Genomic DNA, 26184 nt, shown 5'->3' on the forward strand with positions numbered 1-26184 from the left:
AAGGAGACACAGCGACGAGGGAAAGCATCGACTCGGGGCGCCCAAGCCCGCGACGCCGAAGGCGGCGCAAGGAGACACAGCAGGCGGCGCAAGGGGACACGAATAGATAGCCTGTGGTTCATCGATCCCTGCTAGCTAGGAGTAGCCGTGCTGCTGCGCATGTCGTCGTTGTTTCTTCGAACCCTGAGGGACGACCCGGCAGACGCGGAGGTCCCGAGCCACAAACTGCTCGTCCGCGCCGGTTATGTTCGTCGTGTCGCACCCGGCGTCTACTCCTGGCTGCCGCTCGGCAAGAGAGTCCTGGAGAACGTCACGCGCATCGTGCGCGAGGAGATGGACCGGATGGGCGGCCAGGAGGTCCTCTTCCCCGCCCTGCTGCCCCGGGAGTACTACGAGGCCACCGGCCGCTGGACGGAGTACGGCGACACGCTCTTCCGTCTCAAGGACCGCAAGGGCGCCGACTACCTGCTCGGCCCCACCCATGAGGAGATGTTCACCGACATGGTGAAGGGGGAGTACTCCTCCTACAAGGACTATCCGGTGACGCTGTACCAGATCCAGACGAAGTACCGCGACGAGGCCCGTCCCCGGGCAGGCATCCTGCGCGGCAGGGAGTTCGTCATGAAGGACTCCTACTCCTTCGACCTGGACGACGACGGTCTCAAGCGCTCCTACGAGCAGCACCGTGAGACCTACATCAGGACCTTCGACCGGCTCGGCATCACCTACAAGATCTGTTTCGCCACCTCGGGCGCCATGGGCGGCTCGGCCTCGGAGGAGTTCCTCGCCCCGGCCGAGACCGGTGAGGACACCTTCGTGGCCTGCCACCACTGCGGCTACGCCGCGAACGCCGAGGCCGTCACCACGCCCGCACCCGCCGCGATCTCCGGGGAACGGCCCGCGCAGCGGGTGCTGGACACCCCGGACACGCCGACCATCGAGTCGCTGGTCGCCTACGTCAACGAGCACCACGGTCTGGGCGTCACCGCCGCGCAGACGCTCAAGAACATCGTGGTCAAGGTCGTCACGCCCGGTTCGGACAAGGTGGAGACGCTGGTCGTCGGCGTCCCCGGGGACCGCGAGGTCGACTTCAAGCGTCTTGAGGCCGCCCTGGCCCCCGGCGAGCCCGCCATCTTCGAGGGCGAGGACTTCGCCAAGCACCCCGGCCTGGTCCGCGGCTACATCGGCCCCCAGGTGCTCAAGGACCTCGGCATCCGCTACCTCGTCGACCCCCGCGTGGTCGAGGGCACATCCTGGGTGACCGGTGCGAACGAGCCGGGCAAGCACGCGGTCGACGTGGTCGCCGGGCGTGACTTCGTTCCCGACGGCACCATCGAGGCCGCCGAGGTCCGTGAGGGCGACTCCTGTCCCGTCTGCGGGGCAGGCCTGTCCATCGACCGGGGCATCGAGATCGGCCACATCTTCCAGCTCGGCCGCAAGTACGCGGACGCCGCCAAGCTCGACGCCCTCGGCCCCGACGGCAAGCCGATCCGCGTCACCATGGGTTCCTACGGAATCGGCGTCTCCAGGGCCGTGGCCGTACTGGTCGAGCAGCGGCACGACGAGCTGGGCCTGGTCTGGCCCCGCGAGGTCGCCCCCGCCGACGTCCACATCGTGGGCACCGGCAAGGAGGACCAGATCGAGGTCGCCACCAGGATCGCCGAGGAACTCGACGCCCGGGGCCTGCGCGTGCTGCTCGACGACCGCCCCTCCGTCTCCCCCGGCGTCAAGTTCAAGGACGCCGAACTGCTCGGCATGCCGACGATCCTGATCATCGGCCGCGGGCTCTCCCAGGGGGTCGCCGAGCTGCGTGACCGCGCCGGAGGCGTCAAGGAGGAGATCCCCGTCGACGAGGCCGTCGAACGTGTTCTGGCGGTCTGCGGCGCCTGACCGGAAGGCTTGGACGAGGCGGGTCACCCGTGGGGTGGCCCGCCTCTTCGGCGTGCCCGCGAGGCCGTGCCGTACGGGGGCGGGTGTCTAGGACGGCGGGACGGAGGAGGACGGCGCGCCGGGGGTGCCCGAGACGGTCGGGGCCGGGGCCGGGGCGGCGGGCATGCCGGGGAAGGTCTCGATCTCCGGGCGCAGTCCGTAGGAGCGGGTGACGCACTCCTGCATGGCCAGCGCGGCCATCCGCCGGACGGCGGTGTCGGAGGAGGCGGTGAGCTCCAGGTAGGCGGCCGTGACGCCCCGCTCGACCAGCGTGGCGAGCTCGACGGCCTGGGCGGGCGTCGAGGGGGTGACCGGAAGCCGGTAGGCGGGGTCGGGCTCGACCGGGACGCCACCGGACGCCGTGATCAAAGCGCGCAGCTGGTCCCTGCGGGCGCGGTGCGCGTTGAAGGCGGCGGTCGCGGTCGCGCGCAGGGAGCCGGTGGTCCTGGCGCCGATGACCCCGTAGGCGTAGACGGCCGCGTGCTCGGCGGCCAGGGCCGTCTCAAGGTCCTGGCCTCTCACAGCGGCCTCGAAAGGGCCAGGGCGTGCGCGGCCTCACAGGCGCCCATGGAGGCGATCAACTGGGCCAGCGCGGGGGAGACCCCGTCGAGCTGACGTGGCCGCAGGGCCGCCGACTCACGCTCCATGTCACGCAGGCTCCTGACGGAGACCGCCTTCCTGGAGCCCGGCCCGGCGGTTTCCGAGGCTCCCGGGGACGCCGAGGCGGCCGGAGTCGCCGGGGCCCCCGAGGAGGAGGGAGAGACCGGCGCGCTCTCGCGGGGCAGCCGGCGGCGGAGCTCGGCGAGGTGGGCCTCGTGCCGTCGTCTGAAGGGCGTCAGCCTGTCGGAGGCGGCCGAGGAGTAGAGCGCGATCGTCCGCTCCTTGCCCGCGATGAGCTGCCTGATCAGCATGATCTCCGGGTCCGGCTGCTCGGCGGTGGGCGAGGGTGAGGACACGGGCCTGCCGGTGGCGCATCCGGCCACGGTCACGGCGGCCACTCCGAGAGCGCCGCCCCGCAGCAGGGAGCGCCGGGAGACGGAACGCACGGACGACCTCCGGTTATGGATGTGGCTGCTGACGCATCTAGCATCGTACGGGCTTGGAATCACAATCACCGCGCTTCTCGGACGGCTTCGCCACACCGAGTGGCGCTCTTTCCACGCCCCGGTGTGGATAGGCTGGTGAACCGCAAGGGCGAGGTCCGCCCGCTTAGATCGTGACAATGGGAGGTCGGCATGGGCAGCGCCACATCCCGCGACCGCCTGATGAAGCTGCTGGAACCTGTCGCCTGCTCCTTCGGGCTCGACCTGGAGGACGTCACGGTCACACCGGCGGGCAAGCGGCGTCTGCTGCGTGTCATCGTCGACCGTGACGGCGGCGTGAGCCTGGACGACGTCGCCGAGGTCAGCCTCGCCGTCTCCACGGCGCTGGACGACGGTGACGCGATGGGCGCGACGCCGTACGTGCTTGAGGTCTCCTCTCCCGGGGTCGACCGGCCGCTCACCGAGCCGCGTCACTGGCGCCGCGCGGTGCGCAGGCTGGTCAAGGCCGACCTGCGGGACGGCACGCTGGTTGAGGGCCGGATCGTCGCCACGGACGACACCGGCGTAGAGATCGACGTCGACGGCGTGACCCGCCGCATCGACTATCAGGACCTGGCCCGAGGACGGGTGCAGGTGGAATTCCGCCGGTTTGACGACGCCGAAGACGACGGCGAAGACGGCGACGAAGGCTAAGGGGGAGCCTCGTGGACATCGACATGAGCGTCCTGCGCAGCCTGGAGCGGGAGAAGGACATCTCCTTCGACCTGGTCGTCAAGGCGATCGAGGACGCACTGCTGATCGCGTACTTCCGGAGCGAGGGGGCCGCGGCCAAGGCCCGTGCCGAGCTCGACAGGCAGTCAGGGCACGTGACCATCTTCGCCGCGGAGCTCGACGACGAGAGTGGGGAGGTGCTCAGGGAGTTCGACGACACCCCGGGCAACTTCAGCCGCATCGCCGCGACCACCGCCAAGCAGGTCATCCTCCAGCAGCTGAGGGACGCCGAGGACGAGATCAACTTCGGCGAGTTCGCCAGCCGTGAGGGTGAGCTCGTCGCGGGCGTCATCCAGCAGGGCAAGGACCCCAGGGTCGTCCTGGTCGACCTCGGCAAGATCGAGGCGGTGCTGCCGCACAACGAGCAGGTGCCCGGCGAGGAGTACGTCCACGGCGAGCGCATCCGCTGCTACGTGGTCCAGGTCAAGAAGGGCCACAAGGGGCCGTCGGTGACGCTGTCGCGGACCCACCCCGGGCTGGTGAAGAAGCTTTTCGCCCTGGAGGTTCCGGAGATCGCCGACGGTACGGTCGAGATCGCGGCGATCGCCCGCGAGGCGGGTCACCGCACCAAGATCGCGGTCCGTTCCCGGCGCCCCGGCGTCAACGCCAAGGGCGCCTGCATCGGCCCGATGGGTTCGCGCGTGCGCAACGTCATGGCCGAGCTGCACGGCGAGAAGATCGACATCATCGACTGGTCGGAGGACCCGGCGGAGTTCGTGGGCAACGCCCTCTCGCCTGCCCGTGTCTCCCACGTCGAGGTGATCGACCCCGAGGGGCGCGCGGCCCGTGTGATCGTTCCCGACTACCAGCTCTCCCTCGCCATCGGCAAGGAGGGGCAGAACGCCCGGCTGGCCAATCGCCTGACCGGATGGCGCATCGACATCCGTCCCGATACACAAGCGGGGGATGCGGCCGGTTCCGCAGATGCGTCCACACGGTAAGCTGGAATATGGTGACCGGGCGGCCCCACTGAGAACCTGTGTGGGCTGTCGGGTTCGCACGGTTTCCTCCGAGCTGCTCCGCCTGGTGGTGGTCGAGGGCGTCATCGTCCCTGATCTGCGACGACGGCTCCAAGGGCGTGGTGCTTCACTGCATCCCTCCCTGAGCTGTCTCGATCTCGCCGAGCGTCGCCGAGCGTTTCCGCGCGCGTTTCGTGCCGCGGCCCCGCTTGACGTCTCGCGAGTGCGAGAACACCTGGAAGGGCTCCACTCCGAAAGGAACGGGTGAAATGGTTGCCAACTGTCATGTAGGACGCCGAGTTGATGGGCTGGTCAGATAGCTATGAGCGCCTGATGAGCATGCGGCGATGAGTACGTCTACGTAACGACGGTCCGGCGGCACAGCCTCCCGGGCCGAGTAAGGGAGTGCAGTGGCGAAGGTCCGGGTATACGAGCTCGCCAAGGAGTTCGGTGTGGAGAGCAAGGTCGTCATGGCCAAGCTCCAGGAGATGGGCGAGTTCGTGCGTTCGGCGTCCTCGACTATCGAAGCACCGGTAGTCCGCAGGCTCACGGAAGCTTTGGGCGGTCCCCCCAAGGGTTCGTCCGACAGGGGCGGCAACAGGTCGCCCAGGCCGCCGCAGGCGGCACCCCGGCCGGCCGGAGGCCAGGCCGGAAACGGCGCTCCGTCGCCGGCATCGATTCCCAAGCCGGGACCGGTTCCCAAGCCGGGCCCCAGGCCGGGTCCCGCCGCGGCACGTCCCGCGGCCCCCGCGCCTCAGGCCCCGCCGGTTCCCCAGCCCCAGCAGGCACAGCCTCAGCAGCAGGCGCAGCCTCAGCAGCCGCCCTCGCCGGTCCAGCCGCCGAGGTTCGAGGCACCCCGTCCCGCCGCCCCCGGCCCCAAGCCGGGTCCGCGTCCGGGTCCGCGTCCGGGACCCGCCCCCCGTACCGAGGGCCGTCCTTCCGGCGGTCCCGGTGGCGGCCAGGGCGCTCGTCCCGGTCAGGGTGCCCCCGCTGCGGGCGGCCCCAAGCCGGGCCCGCGTCCCGGCCCGCGTCCGGGGCCGCGCCCCGGCAACAACCCGTTCTCCTCGAACGCCAGCGGCATGGGCCAGGCCCGTCCGCCGCGTCCCGGTCGTGAGGGCGGCGGCCCCGAAAGGGGTCCGCGTCCCGGCGGTCCGCGTGAGGACCGCGGGCCCCGCGAGCAGCAGGGTCAGCGTGACGGCGGGCCTCGTCCCGGCGCTCCGCGCGCGGGTCAGGCCGGTCCCGGCGGTCCGCGTCCCGGGCCTCCCTCGGGTGGCCCCCGTCCCGGTGGCGGCGCGGGCGCGGGTGGTCCGCGTCCCGGCGGTCCCCGGCCCAGCCCGATGATGATGCCCCAGGGCCGTCCGGCTCCCGCCGGCGGCGGGCGTCCCGGTGCTCCCGGCGGCGGCCGTCCCGGCGGTGCCGGTCGTCCCGGTGGCGGCGGTGGTCGTCCCGGTGGCGGCGGCTTCGCCGGTCGTCCCGGTGGCGGCGGTGGCGCGGGTCGTCCCGGCACCGGAACCGGTGGTCCCGGTGGTGGCGGTGGCGGCGGCTTCGCCGGTCGTCCCGGTGGCGGCGGTGGCCGTGGCCGTGGCGGCGGTACGGCGGGCGCCTTCGGCCGTCCCGGCGGACGTCCGACCCGTGGTCGCAAGTCCAAGCGCCAGAGGCGCCAGGAGTTCGACAACATGCAGGCCCCGGCGATCGGCGGCGTGCAGGCTCCCCGTGGTGGCGGTCAGACGATCCGTCTGTCGCGTGGCGCCTCCCTGGCGGACTTCGCCGACAAGATCGGCGCGAACCCGGCGTCCCTGGTGCAGATCATGCTGCACCTCGGCGAGATGGTGACCGCCACGCAGTCGGTCAACGAGGAGACGCTGCAGCTGCTGGCCGCCGAGCTGGACTACAACCTGCTCGTCGTCAGCCCGGAGGAGGAGGACCGCGAGCTTCTTGAGTCCTTCGACATCGAGTTCGGCGAGGACGAGGGCGACGAGGGCGACCTGGTCGCGCGTCCGCCGGTGGTGACCGTCATGGGTCACGTCGACCACGGTAAGACCAAGCTGCTCGACGCGATCCGGCACACCAACGAGGTCGCGCGGGAGGCCGGTGGCATCACCCAGCACATCGGTGCCTACCAGATCTCCACCGAGCACGAGGGCGAGGACCGGAGGATCACCTTCATCGACACCCCGGGTCACGAGGCGTTCACCGCCATGCGTGCCCGTGGTGCCAAGGTGACCGACATCGCCGTCCTGGTCGTCGCGGCGGACGACGGTGTGAAGCCGCAGACGATCGAGGCTCTGAACCACGCCCAGGCGGCCGACGTGCCGATCGTGGTCGCGGTCAACAAGGTGGACAAGGAGGGCGCCGACCCCAACAAGGTCAGGGCCCAGCTCACCGAGTACGGCCTGGTCGCCGAGGAGTACGGCGGCACCACGATGTTCGTCAACATCTCCGCCAAGAACGGGACCGGCATCGACGAGCTGCTTGAGGCCATCCTGCTCACCGCGGACGCCGAGCTCGACCTGCGGGCCAACCCGACGATGGACGCCCAGGGCGTCGCCATCGAGGCGCACCTCGACAAGGGCCGCGGCCCGGTCGCGACCGTGCTGGTCCAGCGCGGCACGCTCCGCGTCGGTGACTCGATCGTCTGTGGCGAGGCCTTCGGCCGCGTCCGGGCGATGGTCGCCGACAACGGCAAGCTGATCGACGAGGCCGACCCGTCTCGTCCGGTCCAGGTGCTCGGTCTGACCGCGGTGCCGGGGGCCGGTGACAACTTCATCGTCGTCACCGACGACCGGATGGCCCGGCAGATCGCCCAGCAGCGGGCGGCTCGCAAGCGCATCGCGGACATGGCCAGGTCCGGCCGCCGCCGTACGCTCGAAGAGCTCTTCAGCGAGATGGAGAAGGGCCAGGTCGACGAGCTCAAGCTCATCATCAAGGGTGACGTCTCCGGTTCGGTCGAGGCCCTTGAGGACGCGCTGCTCAAGATCGACGTCGGCGACGAGGTCCGCCTGCGGGTGCTCCACCGCGCCGTCGGTGCGATCACCGAGTACGACGTCAACCTGGCGGTCGCGGACGACAACGCCGTCATCATCGGTTTCAACGTGCGCCCGGAGGTCCGGGCACGCGACCTGGCCGAGCGCGAGGGCGTCGACATCCGCTACTACTCGGTCATCTACCAGGCGATCGAGGAGATCGAGGCGGCCCTGAAGGGCATGCTCAAGCCCGAGTACGAAGAGGTCCAGATGGGCACCGCCGAAGTCCGCGAGGTCTTCAAGGTGCCGAAGATCGGCAACATCGCCGGTGCGCTGGTCCGTTCGGGCACGATCGTCCGGAACAGCAAGGCGCGGATCATCCGTGGCGGTGTCGTCATCTCCGACAACCTCACGGTCAGCTCGCTGCGCCGGTTCAAGGACGACGCGACCGAGGTCCGTGAGGGCTACGAGTGCGGTATCGGTGTCGGCTACAACGACATCAAGATCGACGACGTCATCGAGACGTTCGAGATGCGGGAGAAGCCGCGCGTCTGACGCCACCGGTCCGGCACGGGCACCGTAACGGCCGAGGGAGCCGCCCACAGTGTGGGCGGCTCCCGGAGCCGCGGCGGCCCCGGGCCGGACGGCGTGCGTCAGAGCCGCGGCTGGTGACTGACCAATGTATGTAGGTGCCCTGACACTGGACATCCTGCTCGGCGACGTCCGTTCGCTGAAGCAGAAGCGCTCCGTGGTGCGTCCCATCATCGCCGAGGTGCAGCGACGGTTCCCGGGTGTGGCCGTCGCGGAGACCGGACATCTGGATCTGCACCGCCGTACCGAGATCGGGATCGCCGTCGTTTCCGCGACCGCGTCCAACTGCGGTGCGGTGCTGGACGACTGCGAGCGACTGATCGCCTTCCACCCGGAGATCGAGCTGTTGTCGGCGAGACAACGGCTCTACAACGAGGACGAGGACTAGCACGGAGCGACCGGTCGCGGAGTTGTCGTGCCCGGTCGTTACTGTGAGAAGGGGGGAGCGAATATGGACGCCGCACGCGCACGTAAGATCGCCGACCGCATCCAGCAGGTGGTCGCGGAGATGCTGGAGCGTCGGATCAAGGACCCGAGGCTGGGCTTCGTGACCGTCACCGACGCTCGGATCACCAACGACCTGAGCGAGGCCACGGTGTTCTACACCGTGTTCGGCTCCGAGGCGGAGCGGGCTGACTCGGCGGCCGCCCTGGAGAGCGCCAAGGGGCTCATCCGGTCCGAGGTCGGGCGTCAGACCGGTCTGCGTCACACGCCGACGCTGACGTTCACCCACGACCCGCTCCCTGACAGCGCCCGCCACCTGGACGGGCTGTTCGCCGAGGCGAAGGTCAGGGACGCCGAGATCGCCAAGCAGGCCGCCGGAGCACGGCACGCGGGGGAGGCGGATCCGTACCGCAAGCCCGCCGAGGAGAGCGACCTTTCCGAGGAGGACGAGGACGAGCCGGCCGAGCAGGCGGGACGCCCCGCGACGTGACCTCCGATCCGCGTGAGAGCGACCCGGTGCCGGAGCGCGACTGGGACCGGGCCGTCGAGCTTGTCTCGGCCGCGGGAGAGGTGGCGCTGGCCTGCCACATCTCGCCCGACGCGGACGCGCTCGGTTCGATGCTCGCCGTCGGCATGGCGCTGCGCGCGGAGGGCAAGCGGGTCACGGCCTCCTTCGGGGAGCGCAGGTTCCGGGTTCCCCGGCTGCTGCGCTTCCTGCCCGGCCAGGAGTTGCTGGTCGAGCCGGCGGCCTACCCGGCGGTGCCCGAGCTGATGATGACGTTCGACGTCCCCGTCGCCGACCGGCTCGGCACGCTGGCCGCCAACGCGGGCAAGGCCAGGGAACTGGTCGTGGTCGACCACCACGCCTCCAACACCGGGTTCGGCACGCTCAACCTGGTCGATCCCGAGGCGGCGGCGACCGCCGTGCTCGCCGAGGAGCTGCTCGTACGGCTTGGCCTGCCGATCGGCAGGCAGGTGGCGACCTGTCTGTACGCCGGGCTGGTCACCGACACCGGATCGTTCAGGCACTCCTCGACCACGCCGCGGGCGCACGCCATGGCCGCCAGGCTGCTGGCCACCGGCCTGAACCCCGAGAAGATCGCCAGGGAGCTGTGGGACCGCTCGCCGTTCGGCTATCTCCGGGTGCTCGGCGCCGCGCTCGACCGGGCGGTGCTCGAACCCTCGACGGGGCCGGGGCTGGTCTGGACGTTCGTCACCAGGCAGGACCGGGCCGTCCAGGACCTGCCCTACGACGAGGTCGAGGGGATCATCGACGTGGTCAGGCGGACCGACGAGGCCGACGTGGCCGTGATCCTCAAGGAGGACGACGACGGGGCCTGGCAGGTCTCGACCCGTTCGAAGGGGGCCGTCGACGTCGCGCGGGTCTGCGCCGCGCTCGGCGGGGGCGGGCACGCGCGGGCGGCCGGGTTCACCTCCCACCTGCCGGTCGAGCAGACCATGGAGAGCCTGCGCGCCCTCCTGTAGTTCCCGGGCCGTGCCGCCGGCGCGGCCTCTTCGCACACAGCTCTTCTCCTGATGAGGACTCCCATGAGCACGGCTCGCGTCAAGCGCACCCCGCCGCCGAGCGGACTGATCATCGTGGACAAGCCCGCCGGGTGGACCTCGCACGACGTGGTCGGCAAGATGCGCGGCGTCGCGGGCACCAGGAAGGTCGGGCACGCGGGCACCCTCGATCCGATGGCGACCGGGGTGCTGGTGATCGGGGTGGAGAAGGCGACCAGGCTGCTCGGGCACCTGGCGCTGACCGAGAAGGGCTACGACGGCACGATCAGGCTCGGTCAGTCGACCAACACCGACGACGCCGAGGGGGAGATCGTCGCCTCGGCCTCGGCCGCCGGGATCGCCGCCGAGGAGGTCGGCAAGGGCGTCGCGGCCCTCACCGGGCGCATCATGCAGGTCCCACCGCAGGTCAGCGCCATCAAGGTGAACGGCGAACGGGCCTACAAGCGGGCGCGGGCGGGCGAGGAGGTCGAACTGGAGGCCCGGCCGGTCACCGTCTCCGCCTTCGAGATCCTCGATATCCGGCGTGAGGGGGACCTGCTCGACGTGGACGTCTCCGTGACCTGTTCCAGCGGCACCTACATCAGGGCACTCGCCCGCGACCTGGGGACCGCGCTCGGCGTCGGCGGTCACCTGACCGCCCTGCGGCGCACCCGGGTCGGGCCGTACGACCTGTCGGCGGCCCGCACGATCGAACGGCTCGCGGCCGACTGCGTCATCCTGCCGATGGCGGAGGCGGTCGCGGCGGCCTTCCCACGTCGTGACGTGACCGAGCAGGAGGCCGGTCTCGTCGCGCACGGCGGCAGGCTGCCCGCGGCGGGGCTGGGCGACGGGCCGATCGGGGTCTTCGGGCCGGACGGCACGCTGCTGGCCCTGGTCGAGGAGCGGGGGAGGCTGACCAGGTCGTTGGCGGTCTTCGTGCCCTGATCCCCGCGGGCTCACCCGGACGCGACCGCGACCGGCCCGGGCTTCGAGGAGATCATGGTCCACACCCCAGGAGTCACGCTCCGCGGCCGGGCACACGCCGGGTCCAGGGCCTGTTCCCGCATCACACGACCCGGCGGCCGGTAAAAGGATCTTCTGTTCGCTCCACCGGGCTCCCCGATTGGAGCGAAGCCGGGGCGGCATGGCAGGCTTTAGGGATCGATCCGCTACAACGGGAAGAGGTCACGGTGCGAGCCTGGCACGGATTGGACGACGTGCCCGAAGACTGGGGCAGGTCCGTCGTCACGATCGGCGTCTTCGACGGGGTTCACCTGGGGCACCAGCAGATGGTCGCCCGCGCCGTGGCGCTGGCGGGGAGGCTCGGCCTTCCCTCGGTGGTGGTGACCTTCGACCCGCATCCCGAGGAGGTCGTGCGCCCCGGCACGCATCCCCCGAGGCTGACGACGGGCAGGCACCGCACCGAGCTGCTCGCCGGTCTCGGTGTCGACGCGGTCTGCGTGCTGCCGTTCACACTCGACTTCTCCCACATGAGCCCGGACGAGTTCGTGCAGACCGTGCTGGTCGACCGGCTGCACGCGGCGGGTGTCGTGGTCGGGGAGAACTTCCGTTTCGGTCACAAGGCCTCGGGCGACGTCGAGACGCTGCAGACCCTCGGTGAGAAGTACGACTTCGTCGCGGAGGCGGTCCCGCTGGTGAGCAACGGGGAGGCGATCTCCTCCACCCTCATCCGCGAACGGCTCGCCGCGGGCGACATGGAGGCCGTGGCCGTCGCGCTCGGCCGTCCGCACCGGGTCGAGGGAGTGGTCGTGCGCGGCTACCAGCGAGGCAGGCAGCTCGGCTTCCCGACGGCGAACGTCGAGTCGCCCGAGCACACCGCGATCCCCGCCGACGGCGTCTACGCGGGCTGGTTGCAGGGGGTCTCCAACGGCAACCTGCCCGCCGTCTACGGCGGGGAGCGCTGGCCCGCCGCGATCTCCGTGGGCACCAACCCCACCTTCGAGGGGGTGCCGCGCACGGTCGAGGCCTACGCGCTCGACCGTGACGACCTCGATCTCTACGGCGCCCACGTGGCCGTCGACTTCGGGCGGCGGCTGCGCGCCAACCTCAGGTTCGACTCGGTCGAGGCGCTCATCGAGCAGATGCGCGCCGACGTGGACGAGGCCCGCCGCATCACCCGCGAAACGCCGTAAAGGCTCCGGTGTCCCGCCGGGCGCGTGGGATGTGCGCGTCCGTCCGGCCCGGTGGTAATCTGGCGTGTCAGCTCTGTAACCGGTGGTATCGCACCCCGGCGCTGGCCCGCCACGGCGACTGTAGGCACGCACGGTCGTTCGGGCACCTGTATACCCGCGTGCCCGCAGAGTCCGAGGAGAGACGTGTCGCTCGACACCGCCGCCAAGAAGCAGATCATCGGAGAGTACGCCAAGGGTGAGGCCGACACCGGCTCCCCCGAGGTGCAGATCGCGCTGCTGAGCAAGCGCATCAGCGAGCTCACCGAGCACCTGAAGCTGCACAAGCACGACCACCACAGCCGCCGCGGCCTGCTGCTGCTCGTCGGCCGTCGCCGTCGGCTGCTGAAGTACCTGCAGAACAAGGACATCGAGCGTTACCGCTCGCTCATCGAGCGGCTCGGCCTGCGCCGATAGGTTCACCGGGGAGCGGCGCTCGCGCCGCTCCCTTCATCTCATATGGGGGGTGTCGGCGCGTCGCGCCGTAAAGACACCCCCGGTGTGAGCAAACTGAATAGCCGAGACAGTGCCCCGCGTCCGCACAGCAAGCGCGCCCCACGGCGTCGGAGGGCCGGTCCTCGGTAGTGGCCCCCGGTCATCATGGCATCAGCCGTACGGAACCGGGCGCTTCAATCGAAGACCGGCGCTGCACCTACGGGGAGCCGGCAGGAAAAGACGACCCAGGCGCGAGACGCGTGCCTGGGGGACGCGGGCGACCGATCAAAGGAGGTCCCCGTGGAGGGTGTCCACAGCAGTGAAGCCGTAATCGACAACGGCTCCTTCGGCACGCGTACCATCCGGTTCGAGACCGGCAGGCTCGCGCGCCAGGCGGCAGGCTCCGCCGTCGTCTACCTCGACGAGGAGACGATGGTCCTGTCCGCGACCACGGCGTCCAAGTCGCCCAAGGAGAACTTCGACTTCTTCCCGCTCACGGTCGACGTCGAGGAGCGGATGTACGCCGCGGGCCGCATCCCCGGCTCGTTCTTCCGGCGTGAGGGCCGTCCCTCCGAGGACGCCATCCTCACCTGCCGTCTGATCGACCGGCCGCTGCGCCCGTCGTTCGTCAAGGGTCTGCGCAACGAGGTCCAGGTGGTCGCCACCGTCATGGCGCTCGACCCCAACCACCTCTACGACGTGGTCGCGATCAACGCCGCGTCCCTGTCCACCCAGCTCGCCGGGCTGCCCTTCTCCGGGCCGATCGGCGGCGTGCGGGTGGCGCTGATCGAGGGCCAGTGGGTGGCCTTCCCCACCCACTCCGAGCTGGAGAACGCCACCTTCGACATGGTCGTCGCGGGCCGGGTCCTCGACGACGGCGACGTCGCCATCATGATGGTCGAGGCCGAGTCCACCCGTGACACGCTCAAGCTCGTCGCGGAGGGCGCCGTCGCGCCGACCGAGGAGACCGTGGCGCAGGGCCTCGACGCCTCCAAGCCGTTCATCAAGGTGCTCTGCGAGGCCCAGGCCAAGATCGCCAAGGTGGCGGCCAAGGAGGTCAGCGAGTACCCCGTCTTCCTCGACTACCAGGACGACGTCCTGGAGGCCGTGACCAACGCGGTCAGGAGCGAGCTGGCCGCCGCGCTGACCATCGCGGGCAAGCAGGAGCGCGAGGTCGAGCTCGACCGGGTCAAGGCGCTGGCCCTGGAGAAGGTCGCCCCCGACTTCGAGGGCCGCGAGAAGGAGATCGGCCCGGCGTTCCGGTCGCTGACCAAGAAGCTCATGCGCGAGCGGGTCATCGCCGAGGGCGTCCGCATCGACGGCCGCGGCGTCAAGGACATCCGGCAGCTCAGCGCCGAGGTCCACGTCGTGCCCCGGGTGCACGGTTCGGCCCTGTTCGAGCGCGGTGAGACCCAGATCCTGGGCATCACCACCCTCAACATGCTCCGCATGGAGCAGATGATCGACACGCTCAACCCGGAGCGCACCAAGCGCTACATGCACAACTACAACTTCCCGCCCTACTCCACGGGTGAGACGGGCCGCGTCGGTTCTCCCAAGCGCCGCGAGATCGGCCACGGCGCGCTCGCCGAGCGGGCGCTGCTGCCGGTCCTGCCGACCCGCGAGGAGTTCCCCTACGCGATCCGTCAGGTCTCCGAGGCGCTCGGCTCCAACGGTTCGACCTCCATGGGTTCGGTCTGCGCCTCGACCATGTCGCTGCTCGACGCGGGTGTCCCGCTCAAGGGCATCGTCGCGGGCATCGCGATGGGCCTGATCAACGAGGGCGACCAGTACGTCACGCTGACCGACATCCTCGGTGCCGAGGACGCCATGGGCGACATGGACTTCAAGGTCGCCGGCACCAAGGACGTCATCACGGCCCTGCAGCTCGACACCAAGCTCGACGGCATCCCCGCCTCGGTCCTGGGCGCGGCGCTGAAGCAGGCCAAGGGCGCCCGTCTGGCCATCATCGACGTGATGCAGGAGGCGATCGACTCCCCGGCGGAGATGAACGCCACCGCTCCGCGCATCATCACGATCAAGGTCCCGGTCGACAAGATCGGCGAGGTCATCGGCCCGAAGGGCAAGATGATCAACCAGATCCAGGACGACACCGGCGCCGAGATCACGATCGAGGACGACGGAACCATCTACATCGGCGCCACCGACGGCCCGTCCGCCGAGGCGGCCAGGTCGGCGATCAACGCCATCGCCAACCCGCACATGCCGGAGGTCGGCGAGCGCTACCTGGGCACGGTCGTCAAGATCGCCGCCTTCGGCGCCTTCATCTCCCTCATGCCGGGCAAGGACGGTCTTCTGCACGTCTCCCAGATCCGCAAGCTGCACGGCGGCAAGCGCATCGAGAACGTCGAGGACGTCATGAACGTCGGGGAGAAGATCCAGGTGGAGATCGCCGAGATCGACTCGCGCGGCAAGCTCTCCCTGGTCCCGGTCGAGGTCATCGAGAAGGAGGCCGCGGCCAAGGCCGAGTCCGGAGCCGACGGGGACGAGTCCCCGGCGCCCGCCGAGGACAGGCCCCGCGAGGACGCCGCCCCGCGCCGCCGTACCCGCACCCGCAGCAGCGGTGCGAGCCGTGGAGGGGAAGACCGCAACTCGTGACGACCACCACTCTGCACCCCGGCAAAGACGGTGCCGGGGTCGTGCGGCGCACCGTCCTCCCCGGTGGGCTCCGGGTGGTGACCGAGTCCATGCCGACCGTGCGTTCCGTCGCGGTCGGCATGTGGGTCGGCATCGGATCGAGGGACGAGGCCCCCGAGCACACGGGGGCCTCCCACTTCCTTGAGCACCTGCTGTTCAAGGGAACCCCAACGCGGGACGCCCTGGAGATCTCCGCGGCGATCGAGGGCATCGGCGGTGAGATCAACGCCTTCACCGCCAAGGAGTACACCTGCTACTACGCGCGGGTCCTCGACGAGGACCTGCCGCTGGCGGTGGACGTCCTCGCCGACGTGATCACCTCCTCGCTCATCACCCCGGAGGACGTCGAGGCCGAGCGTGGTGTGATCCTGGAGGAGATCGCCATGCACGACGACGATCCCTCGGACGTGGTGCACGAGCAGTTCTCCGCCGCCCTGTACGGCGACACGCCCGTCGGCCGCCCGATCCTCGGGACGGTCGAGTCGATCAAGGCGCTGTCGCGTGACCGGATCGCGGAGTACTACCACCGCTACTACCTGCCCTCGCACACGGTCGTCGCGGTCGCGGGCAACGTCAGCCACGAGTACGTCGTCGAACTGGTCGCGGCCGCCTACGAGCGGGCGGGCGCGCTCGGCGGTGAGGAGTGGCACGCCCCGCCCCGCGTGGGCGGCGCGGAGGTCCCCTACCGTTCCGGCGTCACGGTCCTTGACCGGACGACGGAGCAGGCGAACCTCGTGCTGGGCACCGCGGCCCTGGCCCGCAACGACGAGCGCCGCTTCGCTCTGGGCGTGCTCAACGCCGTGCTCGGCGGCGGCATGTCGTCGCGGCTGTTCCAGGAGATCAGGGAGAAGCGGGGCCTGGCCTACTCCGCCTACAGCTACACCTCCGCCTACGCCGACACCGGTCAGTTCGGTGTCTACGTCGGCTGCCTGCCGCCCAAGATCGACGAGGTCCTCAAGGTGGCGCAGGCCGAGGTGGCGCAGGTGGTCGCGCACGGCATCACCGAGGAGGAACTCGTCCTCGGCAAGGGGCAGATGCGCGGCGGCCTCGTGCTCGGCCTTGAGGACACCGGGTCGCGAATGTCCAGGCTGGGCAAGAGCGAGCTGGTGCACGACCGCCTGATGTCCGTCGACGAGGTGCTCGGCCGCATCGAGGCCGTCACCCTCGACGACATCCAGGCCGTGGCCCAGGAGATCCTGCGGCGTCCGATGACCCTGGCGGTCGTCGGGCCCTACGCAGGCAGGGACTTCTCCTCGCTCCTGGTCTGAGCTTCCACCGGTGTGACCGGCCGCCCTGCGCGACGGCCGGTCACACCGGTGGAGATAGGCTGACCGGGTGATCAGGGTAGGAGTTCTCGGCGCCAGAGGGCGCGTGGGCATCGAAGTGTGCAAGGCCGTCGAGGCGGCCGACGATCTGGAACTCGTCGCGGCCGTCGACAAGGACGACCCCATCGAGGAGCTTGAGGGCGCCCAGGTGGTGGTCGACTTCACCCACCCGGCCGTCGTCATGGACAATCTGGCCTGGTGCGTCTCCCACGGCATCCACGCCGTGGTCGGCACCACCGGGTTCGACGCCGAGCGTCTGGCCCGGGTGCGCGGCCTGCTCGACGACAACCCCGGCGTGAACGTGCTGATCGCCCCCAACTTCGGCATCGCGGCCGTCCTGATGATGCGCTTCGCCCAGCAGGCGGCCCGCTACTTCGACTCCGCCGAGATCGTCGAGCTGCACCACCCCAACAAGGCGGACGCCCCCTCGGGCACGGCCCGCCGTACGGCGGAGCTGATCGCCGAGGCGCGTCGCAAGGCCGGGATGGGGTCGATGCCCGACGCCACCAGCGCGGAGCTCGACGGCGCCCGCGGAGCCGACGTGGACGGCGTCCACGTCCACGCGGTACGGCTGGCCGGGCTGATCGCCCACCAGGAGGTGATCCTCGGCGGTGACGGCGAGATCCTCACCATCCGCCACGACACGATGAACCGCGCCTCCTTCACCCCGGGTGTGCTGCTCGGCGTGCGCCGGGTCGGTGAGACGCCGGGCCTCACCGTCGGCCTCGAACACCTTCTGGACCTCTAGCCGGATGACGGACGTCCGATGGGCGAGCGCCGCCGAACTGCCGGGCCTGGCCGAGGTCGAGATCGCGGCCGACGGGGTGTTCGCCCAGGTCGGCATCACCTTCCCGCCGGGGACCACGATGGTCGAGGAGGCCGGTGACCCGGCACGGGTGCTGGTCGCCGGAGACCCGCCGTTCGGGTTCGCGATGATCGGCTGGGTGGACGGCCAGGTCCACCTGGACCAGCTGGCGGTCCATCCGGCCCACGGGCGGCGGGGCGCCGGCGGGAGCCTTCTCGAAGCCGTCTGCGAGCACGCGCTCGCCGAGGGGGCGGCCGCGGTGACGCTGACGACCTTCAGGGACGTGCCGTGGAACGCGCCGTGGTACGCCCGGCGGGGCTTCGCCGTACTGGGACAGGAGGAGTGGGGGCCGGAGCTGGCAGCCCTGGTGGCCCACGAACGGGAACTGGGCATCGAGCTGGCGCCCCGGGTCGTGATGCGCAGGCTCCTGTGAGGGCGCGCCGTGCCGGGCGGACCTCTGTGACGGTGGCACGCCCTCGCCGGGCCGGGCGGATAGCATCGCTGGTGTGAGCCGGTTTCGCGATGAGCTGTGGCGGGTGGTCGACGGTGTCTACGGACGCATCCTGGCTCATCCCTTCCTCACCGGGCTGACCGACGGGACACTCCCGCGCGAGGTCTTCCGGCACTTCGTGGTGCAGGAGACCCACTTCCTGCCCGACTACGCGCGGGCGCTGGCGGCGTGCGGGGTCAAGGCGGCCGATCCGGCGGCGGTGCAGCGTTTCGCCGCCGACTGCGCGCGTACGGTCGAGGTCGAGCACAGCCTGCACGTCGAACTGCTGACCGCCTTCGGTCTCGACCGGGACGAGGCGCGCCGGGCGGGGGCCGCCCCGACGACCGTCGGCTACGCCTCCTACCTGCTGCGCGTCTGTCACCTCGGGACCTTCCCCGAGGCGCTGGGCGCGATCGTGCCCTGCTACTGGATCTACGCCAGGGTCGGTGAGGCGCTGTTGAAGCAGTCTTCGCCGGATCCGCTCTACGCCTGGTGGATCGAGACCTACGGCGGCGAGCACTACCAGGAGACCGTCGCCGGGGTGCTCGACCTGCTCGACGAGGTCGCCGCGACGCTGCCCGAGGCCGACCGGGCGCGACTGTGCGAGCACGCGCTGACCACCGCGCGCTACGAGTGGCTGTTCTGGGACGCCGCGTGGCGGCGGGAGTCGTGGCCGATCTGAGCGGCGGTTAACCTACAGGTATGCGCCTGCGGGACCTGTGCCAGGTCGATCACCTGGGGCTGAAGGTCCTCACCGGTCACGACCTGCTCGACCGCAGGGTCCGTGGCGTCACGACCACCGACCTCATCGATCCGGGCCGCTTCCTCAAGCCCGCGGAACTGGTCCTCACCGAGCTGACCTGGCATGACGGGCCCGGCTCCGTCAGGCGGTTCGTGGCCGCCCTGGTCGAGGCCAGGGTCGCCGCGCTCTGCTCGGGCACCGCCCTCAAGGTGCCTCCCGCCGACCTCGTCGACGCCTGCGCCGAGGCGGGGCTGCCGCTGCTGGCCCTCGGCGTCGAGGTCTCCTTCGGCGCGCTCACCGAGTACGTGCTGCGTGCCCTGATCGAGGAGTACGGCGCCGCCGCCCCCAGCAGGCCGTACGGCCCGCGCAGGAGGCTGGCCAGCACGCTCGTCGACGGCGGCAGCCTGAGCAAGGTCGTCACCACGGTCGCCGGGGAGTTGGATGTGCCCTGCTGGGTGCTCTCGGCGACGGGCCGGGTGGTCGTCGGCTCGCAGCCGCTGCCCGAGGGGGCCGGTGGGCGGCTGGCGCAGGCGTTCCTGTCCGCCCGTTTCCTGCCCGGTACGGCACCGCAGCCGGACGGCACCGTGCTGTCGGTCTTCCCGGTCAGCAAGGGGGCCCCGCACCGGATCGCCAACTGGTTCCTGGCCTACGCGGGTGAGCAGGTGCGGGCGGGCGGTGAGCACGAGGACCTGGTCGTCGAGCTGGCCGCGCTGGTGGCGCTCGAACGCTCCCGCCTTGAGGCGGCCCACCGCATCGAGCGCCGGGTCCTCGACCAGCTGCTGGACCTGCTGGCCTCCGGCGACGCGAACCTGCCCGGGGTGGTCTCCCGGCTGCACACCCTGCACATCGAGACCGAGCACGGCCTGCTGGCCGTCGCGCTGGCAGTGGAGGGGATCGACCGGGCGGACGAGGTGGGGGTCGCGGTGCTCGACGAGCTGCTGCGCCCGCTGGCGCCCGGCGTGGCGACCGCCGCGGACCGGCACGCCGTGGCGCTGGTGCCGCTGGCGGGCAATACCGCGGACGAGCTGACCGCGCACCTGCTGGCCGGGGCGGCCACGCTTGAGGCCGGGCTCGGCGATGCCAGGATCACGATCGGCGTCAGCAGCGTGACCAACGGCCCGGCCACGCTGAGCGGCCTGATCGAGGAGGCCAGGCACGCCCGCACGCTGGCCGAGCTGGGTGAGGGCCGGGTCTCGGCGATCACCGGGGCCGACGTCAGCTCCCACCGCTCCCTGATCGCCGCCATCCCCGGGGAGCTGCGGCGCTCGTTCAGGACCCGGCTGCTCGGCCCGCTTGAGGAGTACGACGCGGCCCACCAGACGGACCTGCTGGAGACGCTGGAGACCTTCCTTGAGGAGTCGGGCGCGTGGGCGGCGACCGCCGACCGGCTCCACGTCCACGTCAACACGCTGCGCTACCGGCTCAAGCGCATCGAGGAGCTCACCGGCAGGTCGCTGACCTCCCTGGACGAGCGGGTGGACTTCCTGCTGGCCCTGCGGATGCGCTGATCCCACGGACCTCACCGGGGTTACCCTGTGTCCGCATCGCAATGCGTCCTCATCCACCCCCCTTTCAGCCTGAAGGACGTGAAAGACCACATGAGACACCGACTCATCGGGGCTCTGGCCGTCGTGGGAACCCTGCTGATCCCGCTGGGAGCCGCCGTCCAGGCGGACGCCACGGTCGTCCTCCCGATCCGGATCGACGCCAACGGGCCCGGCCTCACCGACTCCTCGGGAAACCTCTGGGAGGCCGACCGGGGATACGACATCCGTTACGGCGGCGGCCGGATCCCCTCTCCCATCGAGGGCACCGTCGACGACGCGCTGTACCAGACCTACAACGCCTTCGGCGGCGGAGCTGGCTACGCCCTCGACCTGCCCAACGGCACCTACCGGGTCACCCTGAAGATGGTGGAGGACTGGGCCACGGCGGCGGGGCAGCGCCGCTTCGACGTCAGGGCCGAGGGGGTGACCGCACTCGGCGCCTTCGACGTCTACGCGAACTGCGGCAGGCTCACGGCGTGCGACCGCTCCTTCACCGTCGCGGTCACCGACGGCCGGTTGAACCTGCAGTTCAGCGCGAACGGCGGAGCCAACCACGCCACGGTCTCCGCCGTCGAGATAACCGCCGCCACGGCCACTCCCTCGCCGTCGCCCACGGCCTCCCCGTCCCCCACAGCGTCCCCCACTGTGTCCCCTACAGCGTCCCCCACAGCGTCCCCCACAGCGTCCCCCACAGGGTCGCCCACGCCGTCTCCCGGGGGCGGCCGGGTTGTCGCGGTGTCAACGGCCTCGGGGCTCAAGACGGCGCTGAGCACGGCCCTGCCCGGTGACACGATCCGGCTCGCCGACGGGAGATACACGGGCAACTTCAAGGCCACCGTGGCCGCCAGGCCCGACGCCCGCATCACGGTCACCGGCTCCTCCGGGGCGGTCCTCACCGCGGGCGGCGGCTACGGCCTGCACCTCAACGGAGCCTCCTACTGGACCGTCACCGGCGTCACCATAACCGGCGGCCAGAAAGGGATCATGATCGACGCGGCGAAGGGCGTCGTCATCGACGGCGTCACCGTGCACGACCTCGACATGGAGGGAGTGCACTTCCGCAACTCCAGCACCGACGGCGTCATCAGGAACTCCACCATCTACGACACCGGTAACGACGGCCGGGGCATGGGGGAGGGCGTGTACGTGGGCACGGCCAACACCCTGTCCGACAACAGCGACCGCATCGAGATCGCCGGCAACACGATCGGTCCGGACGTCGGCGGTGAGAACGTCGACATCAAGGAGGGCACGACGGGCGCCAGGATCGTCGGCAACACCTTCGACGGCGGCGGGCTCACCGGCGCCAACTACGACGACTCCTGGGTCGACGTGAAGGGCAACGACGTCCTCGTCCAGGGCAACGTGGGCAGGAACACCACCAACAACGGGTACGAGACCCACACCCAGCGGCCCGGATGGGGCTGCGGCACCGTCTTCCGCGACAACGTCTCGGACCTGACGGGCGCGACCGGTGACCGGCGGCTGGCGATCAACGTCACCAACCATGCCCCCGGCTGTGAGACGACGGTCCACGCGAGCAACACGGTGACGGGCGGCAACGGCCTGACGAACGTCCCGGTGACCCCGTGAGACGACTGGAGGCCGCCGCCCGGACTCGGGCGGCGGCCTCCAGCGGGTTGGTTCAGCGGGCGGCGTAGGCGTCCAGCTCGGCGAGGTAGGCGTCCTTCAGATGGCGGGGCAGCCAGGTGATCTCGAAGGCATTGCGTTCGAGCTGGACGAGGTCCTCCTCGGTCAGCGAGAGCTCCTCGGCCAGGACGGCCAGGTTCTCCTGGACGTAACCGGCGAAGTAGGCCGGGTCGTCGGAGTTGACCGTGACGCGCAGGCCGAGGTCGAGCATCCTGCGGATGGCGTCGGCCTTCGTCGAGTCCGTCACGTAGCCGTTGGAGATCGGGCACACGGTCAGCCCGAGCCCCCGCTCGCGGAGCGTCTCGACCAGCGCCGGGTCCTCAAGGACGTTGACGCCGTGGTCGACGCGGTCCACGCCGATCTCCTCGACGGCCTGGCGGATGTGCTCGACCGAGTTCTCCTGGTCGACGTCGCAGTGCATGGTCAGCAGGTAGCCCTCCTGCCTGGCCCGCTCGTAGACGGCCTTGAACTTGACCGGGGGGTTGCCCTTCTCGTCGGAGTCGAGGCCGACACCCACGATCCACTCCCGGTAGGGCAGCGACTCCAGCAGCGTCGCCATGGCGTACTCGGCCTGGAAGTCGCGCAGGAAGCACATGATGAGCTGCGCCCTGATCCCGAGCTGCCGCTCGGCGTCGATCAGCGCGCGGCGCAGGCCGCGGATCACGAGGTCGAAGGGCACACCGCGCGAGGTGTGGGCCTGCGGGTCGAAGAAGATCTCCGCGTAGCGGACGTTCTGCGAGGCGGCCTTGCGCAGGTAGGCCATGGCCAGGTCGTAGAAGTCGGGCTCGGTGCGCAGCACCTCCATGCCCTCGTAGTAGATCTTGAGGAAGGAGGGAAGGTCGTCGAAGGAGTAGGCGGCCCTGATGTCCTCGACCGAGGAGTAGGGCAACTCGATGCCGTTGCGCTCGGCGAGCGCGAACTTGAGCTCGGGTTCGAGGGTGCCCTCGATGTGCAGGTGGAGCTCGCACTTGGGCAGCCCCGCGATGAAGTCGGTCATGCTCTAGCTCCAGGAGAGGATCGGGTCGACGACCTTGAGTTCGACGCAGTCCACCAGGCCGAGATCGGTGATGGCGTAGTCGGGGATCGCGGTGATCGACAGGAAGAAGAGATACATCATCGGTGAGGGCAGCGCGCAGCCCAGTTCGCGGGCCAGATCGTCCAGCTCGCTCTCCGCCTCGGCCATCTCCCGCGCGGGCAGGTCGGAGACGATGCCGCCGACCGGCAGCGGCAGCAGCCGCAGGACCTCGCCGTCCACGACGACGGCCTGGCCGCCGCCCGCCCGGACGACCTCGTTGACCGCCAGGGCCATGTCGGAGCGGGAGGCGCCGACGCAGATGATGTTGTTGTCGTCGGGGGCGGCGCTGGTGGCGATGGCGCCCCTGGTGATGCCGAAGCCGTTGACCAGGGCGACCGGCCGGTTGGCGGTCTTGCCGTACCGCTCGACGACCGTGATGTAGAGCGCGTCGTGCTCGACGGACGGTTCGACGACGCCGCCGGTCACGGGGAGCGTGACGTCGTGCCGCTTGCGGACGAAGACCTGCTCGGGGCTCATCCGCATGGCCAGCGCGGTGACCGAGGCGGCCCCTTCGGGGGCGCGCAGCACGATGTCGTCCGCGGTCAGCTCGGCGACGGGGAAGGGCCGCACCGGCGGGCGGGCGGGCGGCGCCGTGGGCGTGATCATGGCGTTGTCCCTGGCCACGAGCCTGCCACCGGTCACGACCTCACGCACCTGGAAGTCGGCCAGGTCGTCCACGATCAGCACGTCGGCGAAGCGTCCCGGGGCGATGCTGCCGACCAGGTGGTCGATCCGGTACATCTCCGCGCAGTTGATCGTGGCCATCTGGATCGCCGTCACCGGGTCGACGCCCGCCTTGACGGCCATCCGGACCAGCTTGTCCATGTGCCCGGCGGCGAGCACGTCGGCGGCGTGCACGTCGTCGGTGCAGAAGGCCACCCGGCGCGCGCCGACCTGGGAGACCACCTGGATGTTCTCCTGCAGGAAGTGGGCGACGCTGGACTCACGCACGATGGCGTAGATACCCAGGCGGAGCTTCTCCAGTGTCTCCTGCGCCGAGTACGACTCGTGGTCCAGGCGGATTCCGGCCGCGGCCAGGCCGCTGATCCGGCGTGTGTCGGACATCGGGGCGCAGCCGAAGACCGGGAGCCGGTGCCGTTCGGCCAGGTCGAGGGCCTCCATGACGGCCTCGTCGCCGTGCTCGACGAACTCCTGCACGGTCTCCCAGATGCCGACGCACTCGGGCCACTCGTGGGCCAGCCGGTGCTCGGCGGGGCCGAAGGTGTGCCCGACGGTCGACTCGGGAACGGTGTAGGGGGCCTTGGCGGGTGCCCCCCACCACACGCGCATGCCGGTGGCCGCGGCCTCGTCCAGGCAGCTCCGGACCCCGGGCAGGCCCTCGGCCACCAGGATCTGGTCCAGGCCGGAGACGACGCTGGTCGTGCCGTAGGGGACCACCAGGTCGGCGAAACCGGTCACGGAGAGCTTGCTGCACTCGATGTGCAGGTGGCCGTCGATCAGGCCGGGGACGAGATGGCCGCCCCGGGCATCGATGATCTTCGTCTCGGGGCCACGGGGCAGGTCGGGACCGACCAGGGCGATCCGGGAGCCGCTGATCCCGATCTCCGCGGGATAGGTCTCGCCGGTCAGCACGTTGACCAGGACACCGTTGGTGATGATCGTGTCGGCGGGACGTCGTCCGTACGCGACGTCGAGCAGGGCGCGGTCGGGCATTTCGCTGCGGCCTTTCTGCGGGTCAGGCGGGGACGGGGACGGGGGCGGGGCGGCGTTCCAGCACGGCGTAGACCAGACCGGCCACGGCCACGCCCGCGAAGATGCTCAGGTCGGAGCCGCCGGTCGCCTGGGAGAGCGGTCCGGTGAAGGCCGCCGAGTTGATCCACAGCGCCGCCGCGACCATGCCCGCGGCCTGCGCGATGATCCCGTTCCAGCGGACGCCCCCACGCCCGTGGTACGGCCCGGCCTCGGCGAACAGGCCCTCGGCGTCGTAGGAACCCCTGCGCCGCAGCCAGTCGGTCAGATAGACGCCGGCCCACGGGGCCAGCCAGAGGATCAGCAGCCCGAGGAAGGTGTTGAGCATCGTGTTGAAGGAGTCGGAGAACACCGCCACACAGGTGATGGCCACGCAGATCACCAGGTCGAGCACGACCGCGGCCGAACGGTTCAGCCTGATCCCCGAGGCCTGCAGGTTCAGGCCGGAGGAGTAGAGGTCGGTGGTGTTCACCGCGAACAGCGTGACGATCGCCAGCAGCAGGTAGGGCACGACGAACCAGGAGGGCAGCGCGCCGGGCAGCCCGGAGACGGGGTCGCCCGCGTCCTTGACCACGGTGGCGACGGCCGCGCCGAGCGTCATCAGCAGCACGTACGGCACCAGCCCGCCGAGCGCGGCGTAACCGAAGACGGCCTTCCTGCTGGAGGAGGCGGGCAGGTAGCGCGAGTAGTCGCTGCCCAGCGGGGCCCAGGACAGGCCGCCGCACGACATGACCAGTGCGACCGCGACGGTGAACGTGGCGAAGTCGGCCCCGCCCCCGGCGGTGGCCTGCACCTTCGGGCCGACGAGAACGGCCATGACGGCGAACATCGCGACGAACACCCAGGTGAAGTACTTCTGGGCCTTCATGACGGCGGCGTGCCCGACGAGCGGCAGGACGAGCTGGATCAGCGCCGCGACGACGATCACGCCGACCTTCAGGGCCGCGCTCTGGGAGGCGATCCCGGCCTGGTCGAGCAGGGCCAGCGAGGCGAAGGTGATCAGCACCATGCCGCCCGCCTCGAAGCCGACCATGTTGATCCAGCCGAAGAAGCTGAGCACCCGGGCGCCCTTGGGGCCGAACGCGGCGCGGGAGACCGCCATCGTCGAGGTCCCGACGGCCGGTCCCTGGAGACTGGTCAGGCCGACCAGCGGGAAGGACAGCAGGTTGCCGATCACGATGGCCAGCACGGCCTGCGGAAAGCTGAGCCCGAGGGAGACGACGACGGTCCCGTAGACCAGGGTGAAGACTCCCATGGTGGTCCCGGTCCACAGGAACAGCAGGTCACGTGGCCTGCCGTACCTCTCGGACGGCGAGACCAGCTCGATCCCGCGTTGCTCGACGGCCACTACGCCT

General features: G+C 70.5%; 23 protein-coding genes. 18 read left to right on the forward strand and 5 right to left on the reverse strand.

The window, feature by feature from the left end; translation table 11 throughout:
• Window positions 1-147: 147 nt before the first annotated feature.
• Complete coding sequence (locus ACIBVQ_RS00295; RefSeq protein WP_399174712.1) at window positions 148-1890, forward strand: proline--tRNA ligase; 1743 nt, start codon at window positions 148-150, stop codon at window positions 1888-1890.
• 87 nt (window positions 1891-1977) lie between these two features.
• Here ACIBVQ_RS00295 and ACIBVQ_RS00300 read toward each other — a convergent pair whose 3' ends face one another.
• Window positions 1978-2451, reverse strand: coding sequence for a ferritin-like domain-containing protein (locus ACIBVQ_RS00300; protein ID WP_362774325.1), 474 nt, complete (start codon window positions 2449-2451; stop codon window positions 1978-1980).
• Window positions 2448-2975: a hypothetical protein gene (locus tag ACIBVQ_RS00305; RefSeq protein WP_399174715.1), complete on the reverse strand. Its 528-nt coding sequence runs from the start codon at window positions 2973-2975 to the stop codon at window positions 2448-2450. Before ACIBVQ_RS00305 ends, ACIBVQ_RS00300 begins: the two co-directional genes overlap by 4 nt.
• Window positions 2976-3164: 189 nt before the next feature.
• Here ACIBVQ_RS00305 and rimP point away from each other — a divergent pair, with 189 nt between their 5' ends.
• The 17 genes from rimP to ACIBVQ_RS00390 all read left to right on the forward strand — a co-directional run bounded on the left by rimP (window position 3165) and on the right by ACIBVQ_RS00390 (window position 21987).
• Window positions 3165-3665 carry a ribosome maturation factor RimP gene (rimP, locus tag ACIBVQ_RS00310; protein ID WP_362774331.1) on the forward strand — a complete coding sequence of 167 codons (501 nt, stop codon included), beginning with the start codon at window positions 3165-3167 and terminating at the stop codon, window positions 3663-3665.
• A gap of 11 nt (window positions 3666-3676) precedes the next feature.
• Window positions 3677-4684, forward strand: a complete 1008-nt coding sequence (gene nusA / locus ACIBVQ_RS00315) for a transcription termination factor NusA (RefSeq protein WP_352002912.1) — start codon at window positions 3677-3679, stop codon at window positions 4682-4684.
• On the forward strand, window positions 4668-4970 hold the full coding sequence (locus ACIBVQ_RS00320; protein ID WP_352009435.1) for a DUF448 domain-containing protein: 303 nt from the start codon (window positions 4668-4670) through the stop codon (window positions 4968-4970). The genes nusA and ACIBVQ_RS00320 overlap by 17 nt, the downstream gene beginning before the upstream one ends.
• Window positions 4971-5112: 142 nt before the next feature.
• A complete protein-coding gene (gene infB / locus ACIBVQ_RS00325; RefSeq protein WP_352008448.1) occupies window positions 5113-8220 on the forward strand; it encodes a translation initiation factor IF-2 in 3108 nt (1035 codons plus the stop codon).
• Between the two features lie 124 nt (window positions 8221-8344).
• On the forward strand, window positions 8345-8644 hold the full coding sequence (locus ACIBVQ_RS00330) for a DUF503 domain-containing protein (RefSeq protein ID WP_352008449.1): 300 nt from the start codon (window positions 8345-8347) through the stop codon (window positions 8642-8644).
• A 63-nt stretch (window positions 8645-8707) separates the two neighbouring features.
• A complete protein-coding gene (gene rbfA, locus ACIBVQ_RS00335) occupies window positions 8708-9190 on the forward strand; it encodes a 30S ribosome-binding factor RbfA (RefSeq protein ID WP_352008450.1) in 483 nt (160 codons plus the stop codon).
• Entirely contained in the window at window positions 9187-10185 is a 999-nt protein-coding gene (locus ACIBVQ_RS00340; RefSeq protein ID WP_399174719.1) for a bifunctional oligoribonuclease/PAP phosphatase NrnA, read from the forward strand. The genes rbfA and ACIBVQ_RS00340 overlap by 4 nt, the downstream gene beginning before the upstream one ends.
• Window positions 10186-10248: 63 nt before the next feature.
• Window positions 10249-11148 (forward strand): tRNA pseudouridine(55) synthase TruB, encoded by a 900-nt coding sequence (truB, locus tag ACIBVQ_RS00345; RefSeq protein WP_352008452.1) that lies wholly within the window; start codon window positions 10249-10251, stop codon window positions 11146-11148.
• A 245-nt stretch (window positions 11149-11393) separates the two neighbouring features.
• The gene (locus ACIBVQ_RS00350; protein WP_352008453.1) at window positions 11394-12356 is read left to right on the forward strand and encodes a bifunctional riboflavin kinase/FAD synthetase; all 963 of its coding nucleotides are present in this window, start codon (window positions 11394-11396) and stop codon (window positions 12354-12356) included.
• A 183-nt stretch (window positions 12357-12539) separates the two neighbouring features.
• Window positions 12540-12809 (forward strand): 30S ribosomal protein S15, encoded by a 270-nt coding sequence (gene rpsO, locus ACIBVQ_RS00355; protein WP_352008454.1) that lies wholly within the window; start codon window positions 12540-12542, stop codon window positions 12807-12809.
• 318 nt (window positions 12810-13127) lie between these two features.
• Window positions 13128-15446, forward strand: a complete 2319-nt coding sequence (locus tag ACIBVQ_RS00360; protein ID WP_352008455.1) for a polyribonucleotide nucleotidyltransferase — start codon at window positions 13128-13130, stop codon at window positions 15444-15446.
• On the forward strand, window positions 15443-16753 hold the full coding sequence (locus tag ACIBVQ_RS00365) for a M16 family metallopeptidase (protein WP_386190108.1): 1311 nt from the start codon (window positions 15443-15445) through the stop codon (window positions 16751-16753). Before ACIBVQ_RS00360 ends, ACIBVQ_RS00365 begins: the two co-directional genes overlap by 4 nt.
• Window positions 16754-16820: 67 nt before the next feature.
• Entirely contained in the window at window positions 16821-17558 is a 738-nt protein-coding gene (dapB, locus tag ACIBVQ_RS00370; protein WP_352008457.1) for a 4-hydroxy-tetrahydrodipicolinate reductase, read from the forward strand.
• A gap of 4 nt (window positions 17559-17562) precedes the next feature.
• Entirely contained in the window at window positions 17563-18048 is a 486-nt protein-coding gene (locus ACIBVQ_RS00375; protein WP_352008458.1) for a GNAT family N-acetyltransferase, read from the forward strand.
• 73 nt (window positions 18049-18121) lie between these two features.
• Window positions 18122-18787: a thiaminase II gene (tenA, locus tag ACIBVQ_RS00380; protein WP_352008459.1), complete on the forward strand. Its 666-nt coding sequence runs from the start codon at window positions 18122-18124 to the stop codon at window positions 18785-18787.
• A gap of 20 nt (window positions 18788-18807) precedes the next feature.
• The gene (locus ACIBVQ_RS00385) at window positions 18808-20355 is read left to right on the forward strand and encodes a PucR family transcriptional regulator (RefSeq protein ID WP_399174723.1); all 1548 of its coding nucleotides are present in this window, start codon (window positions 18808-18810) and stop codon (window positions 20353-20355) included.
• A gap of 90 nt (window positions 20356-20445) precedes the next feature.
• Window positions 20446-21987: a malectin domain-containing carbohydrate-binding protein gene (locus tag ACIBVQ_RS00390; RefSeq protein ID WP_399174725.1), complete on the forward strand. Its 1542-nt coding sequence runs from the start codon at window positions 20446-20448 to the stop codon at window positions 21985-21987.
• 52 nt (window positions 21988-22039) lie between these two features.
• Here the strand turns inward: ACIBVQ_RS00390 and ACIBVQ_RS00395 are convergent, their stop codons facing one another.
• From ACIBVQ_RS00395 to ACIBVQ_RS00405, 3 genes are read right to left on the reverse strand one after another with little or no spacing between them, the layout of a single operon-like run.
• The gene (locus ACIBVQ_RS00395; protein WP_352008462.1) at window positions 22040-23041 is read right to left on the reverse strand and encodes an adenosine deaminase; all 1002 of its coding nucleotides are present in this window, start codon (window positions 23039-23041) and stop codon (window positions 22040-22042) included.
• A gap of 3 nt (window positions 23042-23044) precedes the next feature.
• A complete protein-coding gene (locus ACIBVQ_RS00400; RefSeq protein ID WP_399174727.1) occupies window positions 23045-24793 on the reverse strand; it encodes an adenine deaminase C-terminal domain-containing protein in 1749 nt (582 codons plus the stop codon).
• Window positions 24794-24815: 22 nt separating this feature from the next.
• On the reverse strand, window positions 24816-26177 hold the full coding sequence (locus ACIBVQ_RS00405; RefSeq protein WP_352008464.1) for a cytosine permease: 1362 nt from the start codon (window positions 26175-26177) through the stop codon (window positions 24816-24818).
• Between the last annotated feature and the right edge of the window lie 7 nt (window positions 26178-26184).

Origin of the sequence: Streptosporangium sp. NPDC049376 (assembly GCF_044466505.1) — a bacterium.
In the GTDB taxonomy this organism is placed as follows: domain Bacteria; phylum Actinomycetota; class Actinomycetes; order Streptosporangiales; family Streptosporangiaceae; genus Streptosporangium.

Coding starts and splice junctions, on each gene's coding strand:
- rimP (WP_362774331.1), top strand. CDS start 3,165: ATGGGCAGCGCCACATCCCGCGACCGCCTGATGAAGCTGCTGGAACCT.
- ACIBVQ_RS00320 (WP_352009435.1), top strand. CDS start 4,668: ATGCGTCCACACGGTAAGCTGGAATATGGTGACCGGGCGGCCCCACTG.
- ACIBVQ_RS00330 (WP_352008449.1), top strand. CDS start 8,345: ATGTATGTAGGTGCCCTGACACTGGACATCCTGCTCGGCGACGTCCGT.
- rbfA (WP_352008450.1), top strand. CDS start 8,708: ATGGACGCCGCACGCGCACGTAAGATCGCCGACCGCATCCAGCAGGTG.
- truB (WP_352008452.1), top strand. CDS start 10,249: ATGAGCACGGCTCGCGTCAAGCGCACCCCGCCGCCGAGCGGACTGATC.
- ACIBVQ_RS00375 (WP_352008458.1), top strand. CDS start 17,563: ATGACGGACGTCCGATGGGCGAGCGCCGCCGAACTGCCGGGCCTGGCC.
- ACIBVQ_RS00385 (WP_399174723.1), top strand. CDS start 18,808: ATGCGCCTGCGGGACCTGTGCCAGGTCGATCACCTGGGGCTGAAGGTC.
- ACIBVQ_RS00390 (WP_399174725.1), top strand. CDS start 20,446: ATGAGACACCGACTCATCGGGGCTCTGGCCGTCGTGGGAACCCTGCTG.
- ACIBVQ_RS00395 (WP_352008462.1), bottom strand. CDS start 23,041: ATGACCGACTTCATCGCGGGGCTGCCCAAGTGCGAGCTCCACCTGCAC.
- ACIBVQ_RS00400 (WP_399174727.1), bottom strand. CDS start 24,793: ATGCCCGACCGCGCCCTGCTCGACGTCGCGTACGGACGACGTCCCGCC.